Source organism: Veillonella absiana, assembly GCF_032970865.1.
Classification (GTDB): domain Bacteria; phylum Bacillota; class Negativicutes; order Veillonellales; family Veillonellaceae; genus Veillonella; species Veillonella absiana.
This window is the reverse complement of record NZ_JAWJZB010000007.1, coordinates 33,720-55,476: the sequence shown is the minus strand read 5'-3', so window position 1 is coordinate 55,476 and position 21,757 is coordinate 33,720. Positions and strand designations below refer to the sequence as shown.

Genomic DNA, 21,757 nt, shown 5'->3' with positions numbered 1-21,757 from the left:
CAATATATCAAGTATATCTAAAAAAGTACGCTACAAGTCTAGATGATTCTAAACTTGTAGCGAATATGTATTATTTCTTTTGTTGTTTAGCCCAGCTATCGCGAAGACCAACAATACGATTCACCACAATATGATCTGGTGTACTGTCTTTATCAGTCACATAGTAACCTTGACGCAAGAATTGGAAATGATCACCTGGTTTAGTTGTACCAAGGCAAGCCTCACCTTTACTATGCATCACTTGAAGAGATTCTGGGTTAAAATCACCAAGGAAATCTTTGCCATCACTATATTCTTTTAGTAGATAATCATACAAACGAGCTTCTACATCTACTGCTGTAGAGGCCTCAACCCAATGCAATGTCCCTTTTACCTTACGAGTGCAACCACTGCCACTCTTCGTTTCTGGATCATAGGTACAATGAATTTCAGTGATGTTACCAGCATCATCTTTTACGATGCATTGGCATGTTACAAAGTAAGCACCTTTTAATCGTACTTCTTTACCTGGTGCCAAACGGAAGAATTTTTTAATTGGCTCTTCCATAAAGTCATTACGTTCAATGTAGATTTCACGACCGAATGCAACTTCACGGCTACCCATTTCTTCGTTTTCTGGGTTGTTTTCCACTGTTACCATTTCGATTTGGCCTTCTGGATAGTTATCAATAATAACTTTCACAGGGTCGATAACAACCATTGGACGAGGAGCCTTGAGCTTCAAATCCTCACGGATACAGAATTCAAGAAGTGCCACATCAACAGTGCTATCAGCCTTAGCTACACCGATGCGTTCACAGAAATCGCGGATCGCTGCTGGCGTATAACCACGACGGCGCAAACCGGAAATCGTTGGCATACGAGGATCATCCCAACCTGCTACGAGATTCGCTTCAACTAGGGCACGTAGTTTACGTTTACTCATAACCATATTGGTCACATTCAAACGAGCAAACTCGATTTGGCGAGGTTTTTCAGAATCTGCCCAATCCTCAAGCACCCAGTTATACAATGGGCGATGCACTTCGAATTCCAATGTACATACAGAATGTGTAATACGTTCAATAGCATCTTCGATAGGGTGCGCAAAATCGTACATTGGATAAATTTTCCATGCACTACCAGTTCTATGATGATCAGCGTTTACAATACGATATAACACAGGGTCACGCATCACAATATTAGGGTCTGCCATGTCAATTTTTGCACGCAACACCTTTTCACCATCCGCGTATACACCGTTTTTCATTTCTTCAAAGAGTTTCAAGTTTTCTTCTACAGAACGATCACGGAAAGGACTATTCGTACCAGGTGTGGAAAAATCACCACGAGTTTGACGAATTTGTTCTGCCGTTTGGTCATCTACGTAAGCCTTGCCTTTTTGGATCAACACTTTCGCATAGTCATACATTTGATCAAAGTAGTCGGATGCATATAGCTCTGTACCATTCCATTGGAATCCTAACCATTCTACATCTTCTTTAATGGAATTTACATATTCCACGTCTTCTTTTTCAGGGTTTGTATCATCAAAACGAAGATTTGTTAAGCCCTTATAGGCTTGACCCAATCCAAAGTTTAGGCAAATAGATTTCGCATGACCAATGTGCAAATATCCATTAGGTTCTGGTGGAAAACGAGTGTGTACACGTCCACCGTATACACCTTCTTCGTTATCTTTATTAATTTCTGCTTCGATAAAGTTAACAGCAACTACTTCTTCCGCAGTTTCTGTGGCTAGATTTTCATTTACTTCAGACATTCATTTCTCCTAATTATTATACTATCAGCCGCATCATAATGATGGGCATAGTAATATCATCTACAATAGCATATAACTACTATATGAACCTTATTTTAGTAATTAAAAGACTATTCTTTATAGTTAACTTCTTCGTTTACGCACGCTGGCAATGGTTTCTGATTAACGCCAGCAATGATATTGTCCGCCGTTAAAATGCACATTTCATAGCGTGTGCGGTCCGTATAGGATCCAATATGTGGCACAATGAGGGCTTTGCCAGTTTTTAGCAATGGATGATCTGCTGGGAATGGCTCTGGATCTGTTACATCTAATGCAGCATAATCAATTTCACCATTATTCAGTGCATCTACAAGTGCATCGGTATCCACAATTTTGCCACGACCTACATTGACGAATAATGCATCACTTTTCATTTCCTTGAAAAATTCGGCATCACACATATGATATGTTTCATCTGTGAGAGGTGCCATAACGCATACAACGTCACTCAAGGCCAATAACTCATCAAGACTTTTATAGGTAGTCATGTATAAATTATCATCATTGCGCGGATGACGGTTGTTATATAACACAGTCATACCGAATGCACGAGCACGACGAGAAATAGAAACGCCAATGCCACCCATGCCAATAATGCCCAATGTACGACGGCTCAAATCCTTACCTACCACACAACCAGTCGGTTGTTTAGGCCATTGACCATCTGTAACAAAATTCATGTTCTCATAAATGCGACGGCTCGCCGAAGCAATCAATGTAAAAGCTAGCTCAGCCACGGTTTCATTGAGTACACCTGGTGTATTGCCAAACGGAATACCTGCGGCTGTTAATTCATCTACTTTTACATTATCATAGCCTACGGATGGTTGAGCCACTACTTTAAGATTAGGGGCATCCTTTACTAAATCACCATCGATATCTAAAGGGCGTACGCTCCACAAGCCATCGGCTTCACGTAACCATTCTTTTAGTGTTTCACGAGGCATTTTTGTTGCTTCCGTCCACTGACGAATTTCTACGTGTTCTGCCAAGTAGGCTAATGCATCTTCACGCGCTTTGCCATTGACAACCACAACAGGTTTCTTACCCATAGCTCCTCCTTTTCTCGGCTGTCCGAGCCTTCACAGTTTGAAAATCTCTTGGCCTCCTGATACATACATCAGTTTAGCCAAAATCTATAATTAACAAAGATATTTCTATGTTTTTGTGTCAAATTTTATTATATAAGAAAACAGATAATTTTTCTACTCATATCATGATATAATAGTAGCAACACTCAATATAATTATGAGTAACTTTAATGGCGAGGAACGCAAATATTTAATATACATTTACCTATCATGGGGAGGTACTTATGAGAATTGCTGCTTTTACAACTAAAGATGGACTCCAATCTTGGGGCGTTATTAACGACGAAAACCAAACTATACTCTGTGCTGCCGATTTAGAGGAAATGTATTTCACATTCTTACCTGAAACTATCGATGAATTAATTGAGCAAGGTAATGAAGGTGTATTAGCAGTAGCCTCTGCTTTGGAAAAACACAAAGAGGATCCTATCGCTGAACCATATGAATTATCCGAGGTTGTATTAACTAAACCCACAAATGTACAACGTAACGTTATGTGCATCGGCCTCAACTACGATGAACACATCAAAGAGTTCACTCGCGACAAAAAAGAAGCGGAAAATGAATTACCTATCTTCTTCACAAAACGACCTAACTCTGTTATCGGACCGAATGAACACATCCAATTGCATACACATGCAACAAGTATGGTGGATTATGAAGGTGAACTCGCCATCATCATCGGAAAACGTGGCGCTAATATTTCAGAATCCGAAGCATGGGATTATGTATTCGGTTATACCATCCTAAATGATGTATCCGCCCGTGATTTACAACGTAATCATATCCAATGGTTCCTCGGTAAAAGTCTAGATACATTCTGTCCAATGGGCCCTTACATTTTATTAGGGGACAAACAAGAAAAACAATTTACCTTAAAAACATTTGTGAATGGTGAATTACGTCAATCAGGGGATACTCATGATTTCATCCATCCTATTCCGGAACTCATCGCTACATTAAGCCGTGGCATGACATTAGAACCAGGCGATATTATAGCTACGGGCACACCATCTGGGGTTGGTAAAGGTTTTAATCCTCCGCGCTATTTAAAATCTGGTGATGAAGTGTCCATTACCATTTCTGATATCGGTACATTAACAAATCCAGTACGTTAATATAACCTCTGGCATAGATACGCTATACCTACAACTTCATAGTAATAATATAATGTATTAGTAATCCATTATATTATTAGTAATCACATCACACAACAAAAGCAGTGCGAAGAGAGTCATCTAAGCACTGCTTTTTTGTATTATTACTTCAATGTACTATTAAAGAACTCAATGATTTTATCCATAACTGCTGGTTGTACCCAATAGTAACCACCATGTGGTGCATTAGGCACTACATAGCGCGTAGACGGCATTCCTTTAGCCAATAAGGCTTGATGCACGAGTTCTGTTTGGCTTGGGGATACAGACGTATCCTTGGAGCCGTGGAAAAACAAGAATGGTGGTGTTTTACTAGAAATGTAGGTCATTGGGTTCGCTGCTTTCACCGCCTCAAGATCAGCCATAATGCCCCCATCCTTGCCACCGAATACGCCAGAGCCATTCACCCAAAGGGCCTCTGACGCACCTGGAGACATGTGTTTTGCCTGCACTTCAGCAGAGTAATCAGCACCTACTTGTGTTAAATCAGACAAACCATACAAATCAACTGCCGCTTGCACATCACTAGACTCATTTAGATTCTCACCTACATCAAATTTAGCAACACCATTCGTAGCGCCCACACGATACTCAATACTAGCTACCACATACCCTTGCTCTGCCAAATCCATGCGTTGTTGCATATAACTATCCTTATTGGCATTGATAAAACCACCACCAGTTACATACACGATGGCTGGCATTTTTTCTTTGCTCTGCGGTTTCAATACATCCATTTCAATGCTACATTGTCATAACCACGACTTGGTTTTTGTGCATACACCACATTGGAAATGTAGGATACGAATGGTCTTGAAATATCTACTGGTAATACCGTGCTGTCTGCTGGTACCACAAGGGGTGTATTCGCCGTGGCTTGAGGCGCTCCGCCCATCTACGCATCTAACATATTCGGTGTTGCTGCCATAGTTGTCATTGCGCCTATCATGGTGAAAGCTAATGCAAGTACTAACCGTCTAGTTTTCATTAGTATATCATCCTCTCAAATACTCAATTGTATAATTATATATCTTTATTATAGCTAAGAATCAGTAACTACACAAAATTATTAGCACCTATTATTCAACTGATTGAGTCATAATAGTTTTAAAATAATGGTATAAAAAAACGCCCCATCTATTGATGGGGCGTTTTGTACAAGGAATTAGTTCAATTCAGAAGTACAGTTAGGGCAACGAGTTGCTTCGATATTGATTTCAGATTTACAGAATGGGCACTCTTTTGTAGTTGGTGCTTCTTCTTCTTGTTCTTTTTTAGCAGCTTCCATTGCTTTTGCAAGGCAACGAATCATCATGAATACAACAAATGCTAAAATCAAGAATTGAATCAAATCAGTAAGAAATGTACCATATGCAAATACTGCACCAGCTGCACGAGCTGTTTCGATATCTGCACCAGATTGTGCTGCTGCACGAGCTGCATCATTCAATGGCACATACATATTGTTGAAGTCAATACCACCGGTAAACAAGCTGATAATTGGCATTACCATGTTACCAACAATAGAGTTCACAAGACCTGTGAAAGCTGCGCCAATAATCATACCAACAGCAAGGTCAATCATGTTACCTTTAAATGCAAACTCTCTAAATTCTTTCAATAATTCGCTCATTTTGTCTCCTACTTAGTTAAGTTAATAATGACATAATCTTTAATACCTTTTTATCATAGGTGAGTAAAGGCTCTTTGTCAATATTTTTCGATATAGTTTTATAAAATAATTAAATATACTAAAAAAAGTATATACCAACAGACGTTAATCAGAGTCTATAGGTTTCTTTAACACAAACTGAGACCCTAATGATAACTCCCGCGCACGTTCAATGACACTTTTAAACACTGGTGGAATCATGGTAGCTGTTAAATACGTGGAAATACGCCGCCCCACAATAACACCTTTATTGGAAAAGAACCATGAAAAATAATAGAGCAATAAATCGTCAATTCGGCGATCTGAGATATTTTTTAACTTCCGAGGTACAATTTGACTATGCGTAATTCCTAACTTACCCATCCCCCGTCTTAACATATCCTTCGTAACGGTACCACTCCCATCTTCCACTAAATCTCGAACAATGGCATCCATAACAGAACGATTTTTAGTTTTCAATAGATGTGCTACAAAATCCATTTCATAACAAATCTCATCGGTGTAAAACACATCAGGATTCACTTTACCATGACGATCCTGCACATCCTTGTCATATAACGCTACCGTTGGAATGGAAAAACTACGAAATAGCTTATTAAGCTTTGCAATAGAGGCTTCCCCTCGTGCATTAATAAGACATATACCATAATAATCAAAATTCACACCTATATGTTTAGCAAATCCACTAAAGCTACCATACTCAGTTTCCCCTTCTACGAGGATAATACAGCGCGAATAAAGTGCTTCTTTCGCCTCTGGGAAGTGCATAATCAAATGTTTTTCCACCTCCCGAGGAAATTGGAATGTCACACCACAAGCGCCACGAACAACACCTGTCTCATTGCGATATAAACGAATAATATTTCGATAATCATCCACTAATGCATCTGTACTATGGGTAACGATGAATAATTGACCTAATAATCCATCTATATTAAACAACATCTTCAACAACTGCAAAAATGGCTTATTTTCATTTGTCGCAATTTGGCGATAATAATTTAACACTGCACGTTGCAAATAAGGGCTCAAATGAAGCTCTGGTTCATCTACACTAATAAAAATTGGCAAGAACCGTTTCCCATCTGCAGTAGTAATGATAAGGGACTCTAAATTTGTAGCCGCACTATGAACCTTCATATAAATTTGCGCCACCAATTTTGATGCTACCGCCATGATTAAACGCACATTATCAATTGTATATTTTTTCTCTAACTCGGCTTCTGCACGTGTATCCAGCAATTCAATAAGACGTCGAATATTCATACTACAGTTAGGATCCATATCCATCTTTTCATCAAATAAACTTCTCGACATGCTAAGTATTACTTGATCATTCAAATGGTCGGGCATCTTTTCTACCATTAACTGTCCCAATTCATGATATACATGTGCAGGAATATCAAAGAGCTCCTTTTCTGACGTATCCCGATGACATACATATAACGCATGGCGTAACAGAGATAATGATACTGGTTCTAGGTCATTGCCTTTCATAATATATACACGTGGATATACCTCTTGAATCACTTGTTCTAAACGAATAGTGACTTCCTCTGGTACATGTAACCATTCATTATTAGTATCTAATCGCCCCTCTAACTCACTAAAGGCAAGAGTCATCGTAATGCGTACAGGACGGTTTACATGGGTAAAATCATTTTCTAAGAATCCGTATCCCATCGTTATCGTTTGCAATAAATCTAGAAAATTACTTTTACCAACTGCATTTTCCCCAACAAAATAATTTACGTCATGGTGAAAGCTCAGTTCTAGATTTTCCAAATTTCTATAGTTTTCTACATGAATTTTACGTAAATACATAGCATCACCTTTTAGTCTCCACAATAATTTCCTCTATAATAGGTTGATCCTGTTCTTTTAATAGAGCCAACATCACGGAGGCTACAAATAGAATAATCCCCGCAATCACAGTAGAGTAGCTTAAACTTTCCTCAAAGAATATATAACCATAGATAGCATTAATGAATACACCCACATATTGTAAAAATTGGGCCACTACCGCATTTGTAGTGACAAATGCGCCCGTTATGAAGAACTGAGCACTAACAGTAATCACACCAAGGGCTAAAATAATCCACCACTCATGACCTGTAGGCATAACGGCCTGGTCAACAACTAACGCCCCTGAAATCATACTGCCCGCCATAAAGTATGTCATAATTTCAAAACTACTATGTTTACCATGTTTACTAATATTACGTATAGTAGTGAATGCTGCCGCAGATAGTGCAGCCCCTAGCAAAGCAACAAAAGCATACCAGTTATAACTGCTATAAGAAAATGGATCCACCAACACCACTACTGCCAATAACATGACGAGTAACCATTTACCGGCTCCTTTCGGAACACGTTCCTTCAAAATGGTAACACTAAATATAAATACAAAAAAACCGGTAGTCTGAAATAATATAGCTGCATCAGACATTTTAAGATGTATAAAGGCAATAATATTACATACCATCGCCAATCCTCCAAAGAGGCCACGTAAAAACAATAGCTTTCGATCTTCATGAGTAAAGGAAATGTGGCGAATATATTTAAATAAAAACACCAGAACACACCCTAAAAAACCTCGCAAAAAAGCGATTTCTCCTGCTGGTAATGTGCCCCCTAAAAACTTGATAAACAAATTCATGGTGCTCATCCAAAATGCGCCAATTAATGAATAAATAACACCTTTTTGTAACATTTACAACACTCATTTCTATCCTAATCACAAATATGTATATTAATATACATATTCCTATAATTTCAAAATAGTGTAGTATCTAATAGACCAGATACGATAAGTATATTATTTAGGTGTAACAGCAAGCCTTTCAGCTACTACTTTAGGTTCCCTTATAGGCCCTGCTTGCTCTTTCAATCGACCGAGCATAACAGAAGCAATAAACATTGCTATACCTGCACAGACTGTAGTAATAGATAAACTTTCATCAAAGAATAGATATCCATAGAAGGAGCTAATAAACACACCGATGTATTGAAGAAATTGGGCTACCACAGCATTAGTCGTAACAAAGGCGCCGGTAAGGAAGAATTGAGCCACCACGGTAATACCGCCAATCACAAGAATAAGCCACCATTGATCGCCCTGAGGCATCACAAAGTTATCAGTTGTCACAAGGCCTGCCATCATACCCGTTACAAGGAAATAGGTCATAATCTCAAAATTACTATGTTTCCCATGTTTACTGATACTACGAATGGTTGCATACGCCGCAGCCGACAATGCCGCTCCTAATAAAGCTACCAATGCATACCAAGTAAACGTTTCATATTGGAAGGGATTCACCATGACCATAACTGCAGCAAAAATAACCAATAACCATTTACCGGCCCCCTTTGGTACCCCCTCCTTGAGAAACACTGCACTAAAAATCAAGACGAAAATTCCTGACGTTTGGAATAAAATCGTCGCATCAGACATTTTCATGTGCACTAAGGCAATAAAATTGCACACCATTCCAAATCCACCATAAAGGCCACGCATAACGAGCAAGCCTCTATCTTCTTTTGAAAACGGAATTCTCTTATACGCCATCACGGATAGAACTGCAATGGTACCAATAAATCCACGGAAAAAGGCAATTTCCCCTGATGGCATACTCGTTCCTAGCATTTTTACAAATAAATTCATCGTACTCAATAGCACGGCAGATAACAAGGCATATATTAGCCCTTTTTTAACCATAACACCCTCACTGTTCAAAAAACCGCCCTTCAAAGAAAGGCGGTTTTATTAGATCATTCGTCTTATCTCTATATTGTATAATTAGCGATGCTTTACTAAAAATCCTGCTTGTAGAAATAAATTTACTAAATATATATCATGTATCGTGTGTATTATTCATTAACAATACAATAGATACTTGATTGTTTTGCAAATATGTAGATATTTGACTATTTTGCAAATGTGCTAACGAAATCAAGAATTTCTTGTTTCATATTCTCTTTGTCGATAGCACGAGTAAAACGCAATTCTTTGGATTTCAATGCTTCCAATTGTTTAGGGAATGCCACGCCTGTTACATCAGAAATATTATCTAAACTTTCGTAAGGTGTAGCACCCACTTTGATGTCTAGGGCTTCACAAATTGGATTAGGGAACTTGAACGGATGTGCTGTAGATGCAATCACAGTATGACGAGCACCATCTTCTGGATGTTTCGCCAATTCTTTCATGTATGCACCCATCGCTACAGCTGTGTGTGGATCCATCAAATAGCCATAGGAATTGTATACTTGTTCAATGATGGCTTTTGTTTCTTCATCATTGATGTATGCGCCAGAGAAGTTCGCTTGTACCCGTTTGAATTCATCTTCGTTCACAGTCAATTTACCAGTGGATTTCAAATCTTTCATCCAACCGGCTGTACGTTCAGCATCTTCACCAGAGATGTAGTACAAGAAACGTTCAAAGTTAGAACTTTCCAAGATATCCATGGATGGAGAAATTGTTGTATAGAACGGACGGTTCATATCATAGGAACCATTTTCGAAGAAGTCTGTTAATACATTATTTTGGTTAGACGCACAAATCATTTTACCGATTGGCACACCCATTTTTTTAGCATAGTAAGCTGCCAAGATATTACCAAAGTTACCAGTTGGTACTACTACGTTGAATGCTTCGTCTTCGTGAATAGCACCTTGTGCAACGAGTTCCGCATAGGTATTTACATAGTACACCACTTGTGGCGCCAAACGGCCGATGTTAATGGAATTTGCACTAGAGAACATAACGCCTTGTTTAGCCACTTCTGCGGCTACATCTTTGTCAACGAATAAACGTTTCAAGAATTGTTGCGCATCATCAAAATTGCCATGAATAGCTGTTACATTAACGTTAGCACCTTCTTGTTTTTGCATTTGTTCCGCTTGCATTGGGCTAACGCCATTGGTAGGGTAGAAAATTTGAATATGTGTGCCTGGAACGTCTTTGAAACCTTCCAATGCAGCTTTACCAGTATCACCGGATGTCGCTGTTAGGATCAATACTTCCTTAGTTTCCCCTTCTTCTTCTTTCGCTGCCACGAGTAAATATGGGAACAAGGACAATGCCATATCTTTGAAAGCTTGTGTACGACCGTGGAACAATTCCAATACGGAGACTTTTTCAAGCAAGGAATGCAATGGAGCGATATCGCGTGTGTTAAAGTTTGCATCGTTGTAAGCAGAGTTGATCATTTCTTTCAAATGAGCCTCAGAGAAGCATGGGAATAATTTCTCCAATACTACTTGCGCTACTTCTTGATAGTTTTTATCTTTAATATCTGCATAGGACAAGCAATTTTCAGGGAATAACGCTGGAACGTATAAACCGCCATCTTCTGCTAACCCATGTAATAATGCATATGTTTCATTGACTGCTACGGTACCGCGAGTACTTGTATATTTCATCATTCAACCTCTTTTACAAACTTAATCTTTTTCCTCAAAATGTTGTATATTGAGAGCTCCACCAGTGTCATATACCTCATATGAAACAGCGGAGTCTATCAAATTTAATATCTATATATTATAACCGATAACACTGATTTTTACCACTATAATGTACAAATAGTTTTCTACAGTAGACACGATAATTCATCTTTCCTTTGTATGAACCGATACAATTTTATAATTAACCTATACATAGGATATAAAAAACCTCAAGTAACCATGTAAAGGTACTTGAGGTCGTATAGTTATAGTTGGTGGACCACCAGGGGATCGAACCCTGGACACCCTGATTAAGAGTCAGGTGCTCTGCCAGCTGAGCTAGTGGTCCATGAATAGTATTATATTCCTATTCACTAGTCTTGTAAAGTCTTTCATCAAGCCATTGCTTTGCTACATTACATGCTTCATGAGGCATCACATCTGTAGTGCCTACCGCAACTTGTTCTTTCAGTAGTTGAACTACACCATGTGTACGGCTCACCTCTTGAATAACAATTTCACTCACATCAGTTCTAGGCATGGTAAAACGAAGTCCATAACGCCCAATATAGATGAACTCATCTTTCACCGTATCATATTCCACATGTACTTGCAGAATTTTTCCACCAGGCCAACATTCTTCTATATTTTCTTTGTTTCTCGGTTTAAAGAAATCAAAAAATCCCATGGAACCTCCTCATACTGAATCTAAACAATATCTTGGGGGAATATATATAATACATATAATCTTATATTATTTTATAGCATATTCATTATAGCACATTGATTTAGCATATATTATTTATATTCTATATTAACCACCAATACGCCACATAGGACGTTCTGGTGTATCCATAGAAATGCCATCATGACGTTCTTGTTTGCGTTGTAAGGCCTGTTCAATATGTTCTAACAATTGTTCTGACGTATATCCTTGACGTACTAAGGAAACTAAATCAGACTCATCATCACGAAGAAGACATAAACGTAACCGCCCATCTGATGTTAATCGCACACGATTACAAGAATCACAATAATTATGCGACATAGAGAAAATAAAACCTATAACAACGCCACTAGGCAATCGATAATATGACGCAGGGCCAAAACCATAAACAGAGTGAACCTCTTCTAAGACTCCACCGCTAACACGTTCTAATTGCGCCTTCCATTCATCAAATGTAGGCCCATGAAACGCATCGCCTTGGAAGGGCATATACTCAATAAAGCGCCAAATCACAGGCCAGGATCCAACATATTTTAACAATGAGGCCACTTCCGCATCAGACCAACCTCTAGATAATACAGTATTAATTTTTACGGACCTAAATTTTGCCTCTATAGCAGCACGAATCCCCGACAATACGGTATCCAATTGACCTGATTTGCCCACACATTCTGCAAAGGTCTGTTCCTCAAGGGAGTCTAAACTAATATTAACGCGATTCAGACCTAATTGTCGCAACTCCTTTGCACGACTAGCCAATAAACTACCATTGGTAGTCATGGAGATATCTTCAAACCAATTTGTAGCTTTCACTTTAACTAATAATTCCTCAAAATGTGGATACAATAAGGGCTCGCCCCCGGTTAATCGCAAAGCGCGTACCCCCATTTTGTGAAAAGCCCCTAACACGACCATCCACTCATCTGGTGAAAGCAAGTTAATTTGGCTATGCGGTGTAATTTCTGCAGGCCTACAATAGGGACAACAGAAATTGCACGCCTCAGTTAGAGATAACCGAACATATTCAATTGTACGTCCCCATGAATCCTGGATCATATGACACCTCTAATTAATGATTGTTACTTCATCACCAACATAAATTGTACCATTTTTTAGGACCTTACCAAATATACCTTGTGTAGGCATAATACAAGAACCTACTTGTTTCATAATTTCACAACCTTGATGACATTCTTTTCCAATTTGAGTAACTTCAAGGATTACATCTTTTCCCAGTTGCAGTTGAGTGCCTACAGCAAGCTCATATAATACCATACCCTCTACTGTGATATTTTCAGCAAAGTCACCTGGTTTTACATCTGCCCCTTGCGCTTTCATATGTTCAATACTAGCAATACCTAATAAACTAATTTGGCGATGCCAATTACCTGCATGAGCATCACCTTCCATGCCATGATCTACAATGAGATTAGCTTGCTCTATGTTATGTTTTTTCTGTCCTTTTTGTTCGCTAATAGAAATAGCAATAATTTTACCGTCTGACATAATTACCTCATCTTTTCTAATATAGTTCATTATACCATACCGAGAGAGTCAGATTAATGTAAATAAAATCACAATATAAAAAAGTGGAGATACAAAAGTACCTCCACCTATGCTGTATGTAATTAAAACAGTCCTGCCCTATTAGCATTCACCATAGATAGTGAACGTAATTAACGGCGGCCCATAGTCTCAAGATCTTGTTCTGCACTTTCACTTTTCCCAAGGCCATTGAATAATAAATTCAAACAGATTGCCATGATACTACCAAAGGTAATACCAGATTTCAATACGATTTTAGCCCAATCTGGGAAATGATTATAGAATGTTGGGGATGCCAATGGAATCATGGCAACACCAACACTAATCGCCACCAACATCAAGTTATAATTATTATCAAAGCTTACTTTACCCAAAGAACGGATACCACTGGCAATAATCATACCAAACATCGCAAGGCCAGCACCGCCCAATACAGGGTTTGGTACAGATGCAACGATAGCTGCCAATTTAGGGAACAAACCTAATAGCACAAGAATTACACCAGACGCAGCCACTACGAAACGGCTCTTAACACGAGTTACTGCAATTAGACCAACATTTTGAGCAAATGCAGTGTACGGGAAGCTATTTAGAATACCACCCAATAATGTGGATAATCCATCCGCACGTAAAATGGCAGCTAATTCCTTTTTCCCGATTTTTTTATCAACAATTTCACCAATAGCAATACTATCACCAGTAGTTTCTACCATAACTACAAGCATTACAATGCACATAGATACAATAGAGGCAACATCAAATGTTGGTAAGCCAAAATAAAATGGTTGAATGATAGATACCCATTCAGATTTACCTACAGCACTAAAATCAGTTACGCCCATAGCCATAGCAATAGCTGTACCGGCAAACAACCCAACTAAGACTGCGATATTGCCAAAGAATCCTTTACCAAAACGATATACAAATACAACAATTAAGAAGGTAATAAAGGATAAGCCGAGATTTGTAAAACTAGCAAAGTTTTCAGCTTTAGGATTTCCGCCCCCCATCCAGTTTACTGCCACAGGCATCAAGGAAATACCAATGATAGTAATGATGGTACCAGTTACCACTGGCGGGAACAAACGAATTAAACGACTAAAAAATGGAGCCACGAGGAATGTAATAAGACCGGCCACAATAATGGCACCATAAATAGCAGTAATGCCGTGCTCAGCACCAATCATAATCATTGGCGTTACAGATGCAAAGGTTACCCCCTGAATCATTGGGATACGTCCCCCAATTTTCCAAAATCCTAATGTTTGGATCAATGTGGCAATACCACAAGTAAAAAGATCCGCATTAATCAAGCGAATCAAATCCTCAACTGGTAAATGTAAGGCTTGTGCAATGATAATTGGCACCGCTACGGCACCTGCATACATAGCTAATACATGTTGCAGACCGTACGCAACGAGCTGAGGAACTGGTAACAAGGAGTCAACCGTGTTACTCTGTTGGTTTTCGAGTTCAGTGTTCATACTTCTCCCCCATATTAAATTAAACTATTACTATCGTTAGTTTACATGATTCCTGTCATTTTATCAATTCGAATAAATTTGATATATTTCTGGTAAAAACAAAATAATCTTTCATAAGATAGCCTAGATCCTATGAAAGATTATTGTACTAAAATCATATTAAAATATAACTATATTATTTTTGAACCACTTTCAACAAGCGATTACGGTTTTGCAAGTAATCGTAATATTCTTTCGTTTCTTTCACAACTACAGTGCTCAAACCAATCAAGGCAATCAAGTTAGGAATAGCCATCAAACCGTTTACAATATCTGCTAGCACCCAGATAACCTCAAGTTTAATGAATGCACCACAACCAACAAGAGCGATGAAAATCAAACGGTATGGCAAGATACCTTTAACGCCTACGAGGTATTCTACACAACGTTCGCCATAATAATTCCAACCAAGAATTGTGGTGAATGCGAACAATGCCAAACCTACGCATAAAATGATGCCACCATAATCTGGGAATGCCATCAAGAATGCTTCATTAGTCAATGCTGCACCATTTACAGTACCTGTCCATGTGCCACTCACAACGAGCATCAAGCCAGTCATGGTACAAATAATGATAGTGTCAATAAATGTACCTGTCATGGAGATCAATCCTTGTTCTGCAGGCCATTTTGTTTTGGCTGCCGCTGCAACGATTGGTGCACTACCTAAACCAGATTCATTAGAGAATACACCACGCGCCACACCACTACGCATAGCGAGCATAACAGTGGCACCAAGGAAACCACCTTGTGCAGCTGTGCCAGTGAAAGCGCTTTCAATAATTTGTTCTATTGCACCAGGAATACGGTCAGCAAACATAATCAAAAATACACCTGTTGCTATTACATAAATCGCTGCCATCGCAGGAACCACCTTGGAAGCTGTTTTAGCAATGGATTGCAGCCCACCAAGTGTAACAGCCGCTACTAATACGGTTAGAATAGCTGCTGTGTATTCTACTGGAATGGATGTGGTCAATTTTGTAATATCTACGATAGCATTTACTTGTGCAAATGTACCAATGCCAAAGAATGCAACTAACACACCAAAGAAGGCAAATAAGAATGCCAATGGTTTGTATTTTTCACCTAAACCATTTTGAATGTAGTACATAGGGCCACCAGATACTTCTCCGTTGTCATCGACTGTACGATATTTAACAGCCAAACAACCTTCTGCATATTTAGTAGCCATACCTACAAATGCCGCTACCCACATCCAGAAAATAGCACCAGGGCCACCAGCATGAACGGCTGTAGCTACCCCGACAATGTTACCAGTACCTACTGTAGCCGCCAAGGCTGTACAAAGAGCCTTGAAGCTATCAATATCCCCAGATCCTTTGTTACGAGCCGTAAAAATTAATCCAAGAGCCATAGGTAACTTAGTAACTTGCAAAAACTTTAACCGAATGGTCAACATTATACCTGTACCGATGAGTAATATTAAAAGCGGTGGGCCCCATATAAAATCATCAATAGCAGTTAATAACTCCAACATATTCTTTCTCCTTTTCCTCTACAAAACGTCCCCAACAACAAGAACAAACACAAAAAACCTGCCTCCATATAACTCTGGAGACAGGTAAATAGCAAATATAAATACAATAAATAATACCTTACCATCCATACCATAGGAAATAGGTAAAATTCCATAGGAAAAATGATTATCTATGTATTTTCTATAAGCTCTGTCCTTTTGCCTGAGAGATTTTGGAGGATTACCTCCTTGCACCTTCGGCGCCCAATTAAATGGGACTCTCCAGAGTTGTGTCCCCATACGGTCCCGTTCCTAAAAACACCTGAGAGTTTAACTCCTTCGGTAGGCTAGTGCCTTCTCCCGCATAGATCATCCACGCGATATGTAACTGTTATTCATTATAACTCTATATCTTTACATTTTCAATATAAAATCTATAATCTCTATAGAATGTTTATCATATCAGATATGAATTATTTTCATAAATTATAAATTGCAAGCATTTACAATAGCTTGTTCCCGTGCATCAATTTGGGATTCAATAGCCTCCATCTTTTCACGCATTTCCTTATTGAAAGCTTCATCTTTGATACCCATTAAATTAATACGCACATTGAGGAATGCAGCTCGTACTGCAGCACGAGCATTAATAGCTGCAATAGCACCATCTGTAACAAGATTAGTATTACCTTGTTGTACAGCAATGTCTGCTAAATCAAAAATTTGGTTCGCCAATTCACCAATTTCAAAAGGTACAGAGCCGGCTGATTTATAGGCATTTTGTAAGGCCTCTTTACGGATAGCTTTTTCCTCATCCGTTTCTTTTGGCAATGCTAAGGCATTCATAAACAAGCCAAACGCATCAGCATCAGCTTGTGCCAGCTCCAATGAACGTTCACGAATTACTTGTGCTCGTTGTTGAAGATCCACCATCACATCTTTCACATCTTCATAGCCCTTTTTACCAATCGTTAAATTTGCCACCATTTCAGCCAATGCTGCTCCAGTGGCTGCGGTAACAGCGGCTACCGCCCCACCACCTGGTGTAGGTGCCTCAGAGGCTGCTGCTGTTACAAAGTCTTGTACTGTTAATGTTTTTAATTCCATAATTCACCTTATTTATCCAAAACGTAGATTGCTATAGTATTAGAGCCCTCGGTTACCCCGAGGGCTCTATATTCGTATCAACTTAATTATCTATCAATTGTACTAATGATTAGTCTATTAGAATAATCCTTTAATAGTTCCATCAGCTTCAATATCCATATTAAGGGCTGCTGGTTTCTTAGGAAGGCCAGGCATAACCATCACATCACCGGTACGGCATACGATAAATCCAGCCCCATTCGCTACACGAATATCGGATACAGTAATATTAAATCCAGATGGTGCGCCTAACAATGCAGGGTTGTCACTCAAGGAGTATTGAGTTTTTGCCATACATACTGGTAGTTTATCAAGGCCCCAATCAGCTAATTGCTTAATTTGTTTTTTCGCATTCGCTGTGAAGTCTGCTTTTACACCGCCATAGATAGTTTGAACAATTTTATCGATTTTTTCTTCAATACTATCATTCACATCATATACAGTTTTAGGTGTTGGGTTGGAGCTTTCAGCAAGTTCAGCCACTTTTTTAGCCATGTCAATACCGCCATCGCCACCTTTTTCCCAACATTCGTTGAGTTCTACAGGCACACCGTATTCATCACAGAGACGTTTCAATTCACCGATTTCTGCATCAGTATCTGTGGCAAATTTATTAATGGCTACCAACACTGGTACTCCGAAGAAGCGCATATTTTCAATTTGCTTTTTCAAGTTTACAAAACCAGCCGTAACAGCAGCTACATTTTCACTATTAAGATCGGCTTTAGCTACGCCACCATGCATTTTTAAGGCCCGTAATGTAGCTACAATGACAACTGCATTTGGATAAATCCCTGCGTAATGGCATTTAATATCCATGAATTTTTCTGCCCCAAGGTCAGCACCAAAACCAGCTTCTGTTACAACAAAGTCACCTAATTTCAATGCTAGTTTTGTAGCCACGATAGAGTTACATCCATGAGCAATATTCGCAAATGGTCCACCATGTACGATAGCTGGTGTATGTTCTAAGGTTTGTACAAGATTTGGTTTGATCGCATCTTTCATCAAGAGAGCCATAGCGCCTTCACAACCGAGTTGATGTACATACACCGGTTCACCTTGCATATTGCAACCAATAACGATACGGCCAAAACGAGCTTTCAAATCTTCCAAATCTTTTGCTAGGCAAAGAATAGCCATGATTTCAGATGCTACAGTAATCATGAAGTGATCTTCACGAGGGAACCCGCAAACTTTACCACCAAGACCTACTGTTACATTACGAAGGGCACGGTCATTCATATCGAGCACGCGAGTCCAAGATAATTGACGGATATCAATACCTAACTCATTTCCTTGATGTACATGATTATCAATCATTGCTGATAACAAATTGTTCGCAGATGTGATAGCGTGCATATCACCTGTAAAGTGAAGATTGATATCATCCATTGGCACAACTTGCGCATAACCGCCACCTGCGGCGCCACCTTTAATACCAAACACTGGACCCAAGGATGGTTCACGAAGTGTAGCAATAGCATTTTTACCAATTTTATTCAAGGCTTGTACTAAACCAATGCTAGTGGTAGATTTACCTTCCCCTGCTGGTGTTGGAGTAATGGCTGTAACAAGAACGAGCTTGCCATCTTTTTCATTTTCTAAACGACGAATGGCATCAAAAGAAATCTTCGCTTTATAATGTCCATATTGTTCAATTTCTTCTGGTTGTAAGCCACATTTATCAGCAATAACTTGGATTTTTTCCATCCTATTCTGTTGGGCTATTTCAATATCACTTAACATATATCCTCCTATGCTTACTGTAGTTATATATACCTAATATATCTATTATAGAATATATCTATTATAGAATAATATTCCGTTTTCTGCGCGAAAAAATACAGGTATCACTTATTTTCCAAGCAGTGCTTGATAGATTGCTAAATCTACATCTGTATATACATCAAGCACAACCTTTAATTCTGGATGCTCTGCTACATAATTTTTCACTGTACGCACTGCAATTTCAGCAGCCTTCTCATTAGGGAAATGGAATACGCCAGTACTAATACAGCAAAGGGCCAAGCTTGTAATCCCTTCTGCTGTTGCCGCTTCCAAACAAGATTGATAACAAGCCTCTAACAAATAACATTCTTCTTCAGTAACAGGACCTGAGATTTGTGGCCCTACCGTATGAATTACGTAAGTACTTGGTAAATTATACGCATTCGTTATACGTGCTTGACCTATCGGCTCTTCATGACCTTGTAACCCCATGAGTAAAGCACATTCCAAGCGCAATTGCACACCTGCATAAGTGTGAATCACATTGTCAATACATTCATGTCCCGGATGATAACAACCTGTCATGCCACTATTGGCAGCATTTACAATAGCCTCAATACGAAGAGTTGTAATATCACCTTTCCATAGATATATATTAGGTTCTATTTCTTTTAAATCAGAAAACTCGGTAACACCTTTACGAGTTAACTCACCTGCTAAAAATGCATCTTGTCGATCTAAGAATTCTTCTGTCACAGGACTCGGTTCACGCACATTCATCAATGCACGGAATAATTTAAACTGACCATCTTCATCCTTCCCAAAACTATGGATATGATCCTTGTACTCTGGCATATCAGAAAGTAACCATTGATTTAACCATTGTAATTGCTCTAACCGTGTTGTAGTACTCATAGTGCCTCCCATTATCGCACGACGATCGCTTCACTCCTACTAGTGAAAGTATACCTATATATTCACTATGTATACCTTTCATATTCAATATGTATACTTTTATTATATAAAAAAATAACACTTAGTAGTAGAACTATGTGTAAAAAATTCGTATAAATTAAAATGAGTATCTCCGCAACGCCCAAAAATGGGGATTGCTAAGATACTCATAACTATTAAAATTATATATTATGGATGGAATGGGAACAAAATTGGTAACAAAATTAAAGATACAATCATAGATACTACAATCAAAGGTATTCCTGCTTTCACATAATCCATAAAGCTATATCCGGCAATATTATATACCATGGTATTCGCTGGCATACCAATTGGTGTTGCATAAGCTAATGAGCTTCCTACCACAATAGCAGCTAGGACTGCTTTAGGATCAAACCCTAATTGATTAGCTAAGGATAAGCCAATTGGCACTAGCAAAGCACAAGTTGCAGTATTAGACATAAAGTTTGTCATAAATACAGACAAGATAAAGATAACCACCAATAATACTAATGGCTCTGGACTTGTACCCAACATAGCAACAACAGTATCTGCAATGACAGAGCCTGTACCTGTTTTTACCATGGCATCACCAAGAGCTAATGAACCGGCAAAAAGCATAATAGTCTTCATATCAATAGACTTAATAGCAGCAGTCTCAGTAATAACATTCGTAGCCACCAATATTAATGCGCCAATCCAGGCACTCACATAGAGTTTTACACCTAGCTCTTTTTCAAAAATCATAGCCGCTACAGTTCCTACTAGAACTAAACCAGCAATCCATTTTTTCCAACTTGGAATATGACTATAATCATCATTACCTTGATAACTTGCATCTGGAGTACGACTAGGTGTGGTTGGTAAAAATCGTTTCCCAATAGTAGCATAAAAAATAGTCCCTACAATTAACATTGGTAAGCCGATTTTTCCATAATCAAAAAACTCAAACCCTTGCAAACCGGCTTGTTGAAGCCCCGCTTGAGCAATCATATTTCCAGGCGCGCCAATCAAACTAATATTGCCCCCCATAGCTGCAGCAAAAACTAAAGGCATCATCATACGAGTTTGACTAAAGTTTGCTTTTTTACATATTCCAATGACTACTGGAATTAATACAGCTGCAGTTCCTGTATTAGACAAAAATCCGGATAGGAGCCCTGTAATCATCATAATAGCAATAATCAAACGAGTCTCAGTTTTTGCTACTTTAGTAACTAAATTGCCTACCTCTACAGCTAGACCGGTCTCGAAAAATGCAGCGCCTACAATAAACATCCCCATAAATAATAATACATTCGTATCTACAAATCCTGCAAATGCAGCTTTTGCTGACAACACGCCTGTTAAATGAAGCCCTACAGCTACAATCATTGCTGTAATGGACAAAGGTATTTTCTCCCAGGCAAACATTATAATAGCAAACACCAAAAATCCTAGGGTGATAACAACGGATTGATCCATCAGCCTTATCTCACT

19 protein-coding genes, 1 tRNA gene and 1 riboswitch are annotated in these 21,757 nt (G+C 38.8%); of the genes, 1 reads left to right on the top strand and 19 read right to left on the bottom strand.

Annotated elements, in window-relative coordinates; translation table 11 throughout:
- Positions 1 to 70: 70 nt before the first annotated feature.
- Together RVY80_RS06770 and RVY80_RS06765 are read right to left on the bottom strand one after the other, a co-directional pair.
- Entirely contained in the window at positions 71 to 1,762 is a 1,692-nt protein-coding gene (locus RVY80_RS06770; protein ID WP_295192564.1) for a glutamine--tRNA ligase/YqeY domain fusion protein, read from the bottom strand.
- Between the two features lie 110 nt (positions 1,763 to 1,872).
- Positions 1,873 to 2,856: a 2-hydroxyacid dehydrogenase gene (locus tag RVY80_RS06765; RefSeq protein WP_295192565.1), complete on the bottom strand. Its 984-nt coding sequence runs from the start codon at positions 2,854 to 2,856 to the stop codon at positions 1,873 to 1,875.
- Positions 2,857 to 3,119: 263 nt separating this feature from the next.
- On the opposite strand from RVY80_RS06765, the gene RVY80_RS06760 reads away from it, so the two are divergent.
- Positions 3,120 to 4,013, top strand: coding sequence for a fumarylacetoacetate hydrolase family protein (locus tag RVY80_RS06760; RefSeq protein ID WP_317330031.1), 894 nt, complete (start codon positions 3,120 to 3,122; stop codon positions 4,011 to 4,013).
- A gap of 143 nt (positions 4,014 to 4,156) precedes the next feature.
- Here the strand turns inward: RVY80_RS06760 and RVY80_RS06755 are convergent, their stop codons facing one another.
- The 17 genes from RVY80_RS06755 to RVY80_RS06675 form a co-directional block, all read right to left on the bottom strand.
- Entirely contained in the window at positions 4,157 to 4,789 is a 633-nt protein-coding gene (locus tag RVY80_RS06755) for a prolyl oligopeptidase family serine peptidase (protein WP_317330030.1), read from the bottom strand.
- Entirely contained in the window at positions 4,777 to 4,947 is a 171-nt protein-coding gene (locus RVY80_RS06750) for a hypothetical protein (RefSeq protein WP_317330029.1), read from the bottom strand. Before RVY80_RS06750 ends, RVY80_RS06755 begins: the two co-directional genes overlap by 13 nt.
- Before the next feature lie 270 nt (positions 4,948 to 5,217).
- Positions 5,218 to 5,685: a large conductance mechanosensitive channel protein MscL gene (gene mscL, locus RVY80_RS06745; RefSeq protein WP_317330028.1), complete on the bottom strand. Its 468-nt coding sequence runs from the start codon at positions 5,683 to 5,685 to the stop codon at positions 5,218 to 5,220.
- Between the two features lie 144 nt (positions 5,686 to 5,829).
- Positions 5,830 to 7,548: an ATP-dependent nuclease gene (locus tag RVY80_RS06740; protein ID WP_317330027.1), complete on the bottom strand. Its 1,719-nt coding sequence runs from the start codon at positions 7,546 to 7,548 to the stop codon at positions 5,830 to 5,832.
- Between the two features lie 4 nt (positions 7,549 to 7,552).
- Positions 7,553 to 8,437: a DMT family transporter gene (locus tag RVY80_RS06735; protein ID WP_317330026.1), complete on the bottom strand. Its 885-nt coding sequence runs from the start codon at positions 8,435 to 8,437 to the stop codon at positions 7,553 to 7,555.
- A 105-nt stretch (positions 8,438 to 8,542) separates the two neighbouring features.
- Positions 8,543 to 9,442, bottom strand: a complete 900-nt coding sequence (locus RVY80_RS06730) for a DMT family transporter (RefSeq protein ID WP_317330025.1) — start codon at positions 9,440 to 9,442, stop codon at positions 8,543 to 8,545.
- A gap of 209 nt (positions 9,443 to 9,651) precedes the next feature.
- The gene (gene thrC / locus RVY80_RS06725; RefSeq protein ID WP_295189242.1) at positions 9,652 to 11,151 is read right to left on the bottom strand and encodes a threonine synthase; all 1,500 of its coding nucleotides are present in this window, start codon (positions 11,149 to 11,151) and stop codon (positions 9,652 to 9,654) included.
- 294 nt (positions 11,152 to 11,445) lie between these two features.
- A tRNA-Lys gene (locus tag RVY80_RS06720) sits at positions 11,446 to 11,521 on the bottom strand.
- 18 nt (positions 11,522 to 11,539) lie between these two features.
- Positions 11,540 to 11,860, bottom strand: coding sequence for a hypothetical protein (locus RVY80_RS06715; protein WP_295189216.1), 321 nt, complete (start codon positions 11,858 to 11,860; stop codon positions 11,540 to 11,542).
- A 126-nt stretch (positions 11,861 to 11,986) separates the two neighbouring features.
- A complete protein-coding gene (gene moaA, locus RVY80_RS06710) occupies positions 11,987 to 12,952 on the bottom strand; it encodes a GTP 3',8-cyclase MoaA (RefSeq protein WP_310746047.1) in 966 nt (321 codons plus the stop codon).
- A gap of 12 nt (positions 12,953 to 12,964) precedes the next feature.
- Complete coding sequence (locus RVY80_RS06705; protein ID WP_295189211.1) at positions 12,965 to 13,405, bottom strand: MOSC domain-containing protein; 441 nt, start codon at positions 13,403 to 13,405, stop codon at positions 12,965 to 12,967.
- 170 nt (positions 13,406 to 13,575) lie between these two features.
- Positions 13,576 to 14,928, bottom strand: a complete 1,353-nt coding sequence (locus RVY80_RS06700; protein WP_317330024.1) for a nucleobase:cation symporter-2 family protein — start codon at positions 14,926 to 14,928, stop codon at positions 13,576 to 13,578.
- A 175-nt stretch (positions 14,929 to 15,103) separates the two neighbouring features.
- Positions 15,104 to 16,468: an alanine/glycine:cation symporter family protein gene (locus RVY80_RS06695; protein WP_295189206.1), complete on the bottom strand. Its 1,365-nt coding sequence runs from the start codon at positions 16,466 to 16,468 to the stop codon at positions 15,104 to 15,106.
- A gap of 180 nt (positions 16,469 to 16,648) precedes the next feature.
- A riboswitch (glycine riboswitch) is annotated at positions 16,649 to 16,743 on the bottom strand.
- Between the two features lie 190 nt (positions 16,744 to 16,933).
- Positions 16,934 to 17,554, bottom strand: a complete 621-nt coding sequence (locus tag RVY80_RS06690; protein ID WP_295189203.1) for a cyclodeaminase/cyclohydrolase family protein — start codon at positions 17,552 to 17,554, stop codon at positions 16,934 to 16,936.
- Between the two features lie 117 nt (positions 17,555 to 17,671).
- The gene (locus RVY80_RS06685; protein ID WP_310746035.1) at positions 17,672 to 19,342 is read right to left on the bottom strand and encodes a formate--tetrahydrofolate ligase; all 1,671 of its coding nucleotides are present in this window, start codon (positions 19,340 to 19,342) and stop codon (positions 17,672 to 17,674) included.
- A 108-nt stretch (positions 19,343 to 19,450) separates the two neighbouring features.
- On the bottom strand, positions 19,451 to 20,239 hold the full coding sequence (locus RVY80_RS06680; protein WP_295189197.1) for a protein-ADP-ribose hydrolase: 789 nt from the start codon (positions 20,237 to 20,239) through the stop codon (positions 19,451 to 19,453).
- Positions 20,240 to 20,467: 228 nt separating this feature from the next.
- A complete protein-coding gene (locus tag RVY80_RS06675) occupies positions 20,468 to 21,742 on the bottom strand; it encodes an SLC13 family permease (RefSeq protein WP_317330023.1) in 1,275 nt (424 codons plus the stop codon).
- Positions 21,743 to 21,757: the final 15 nt, after the last annotated feature.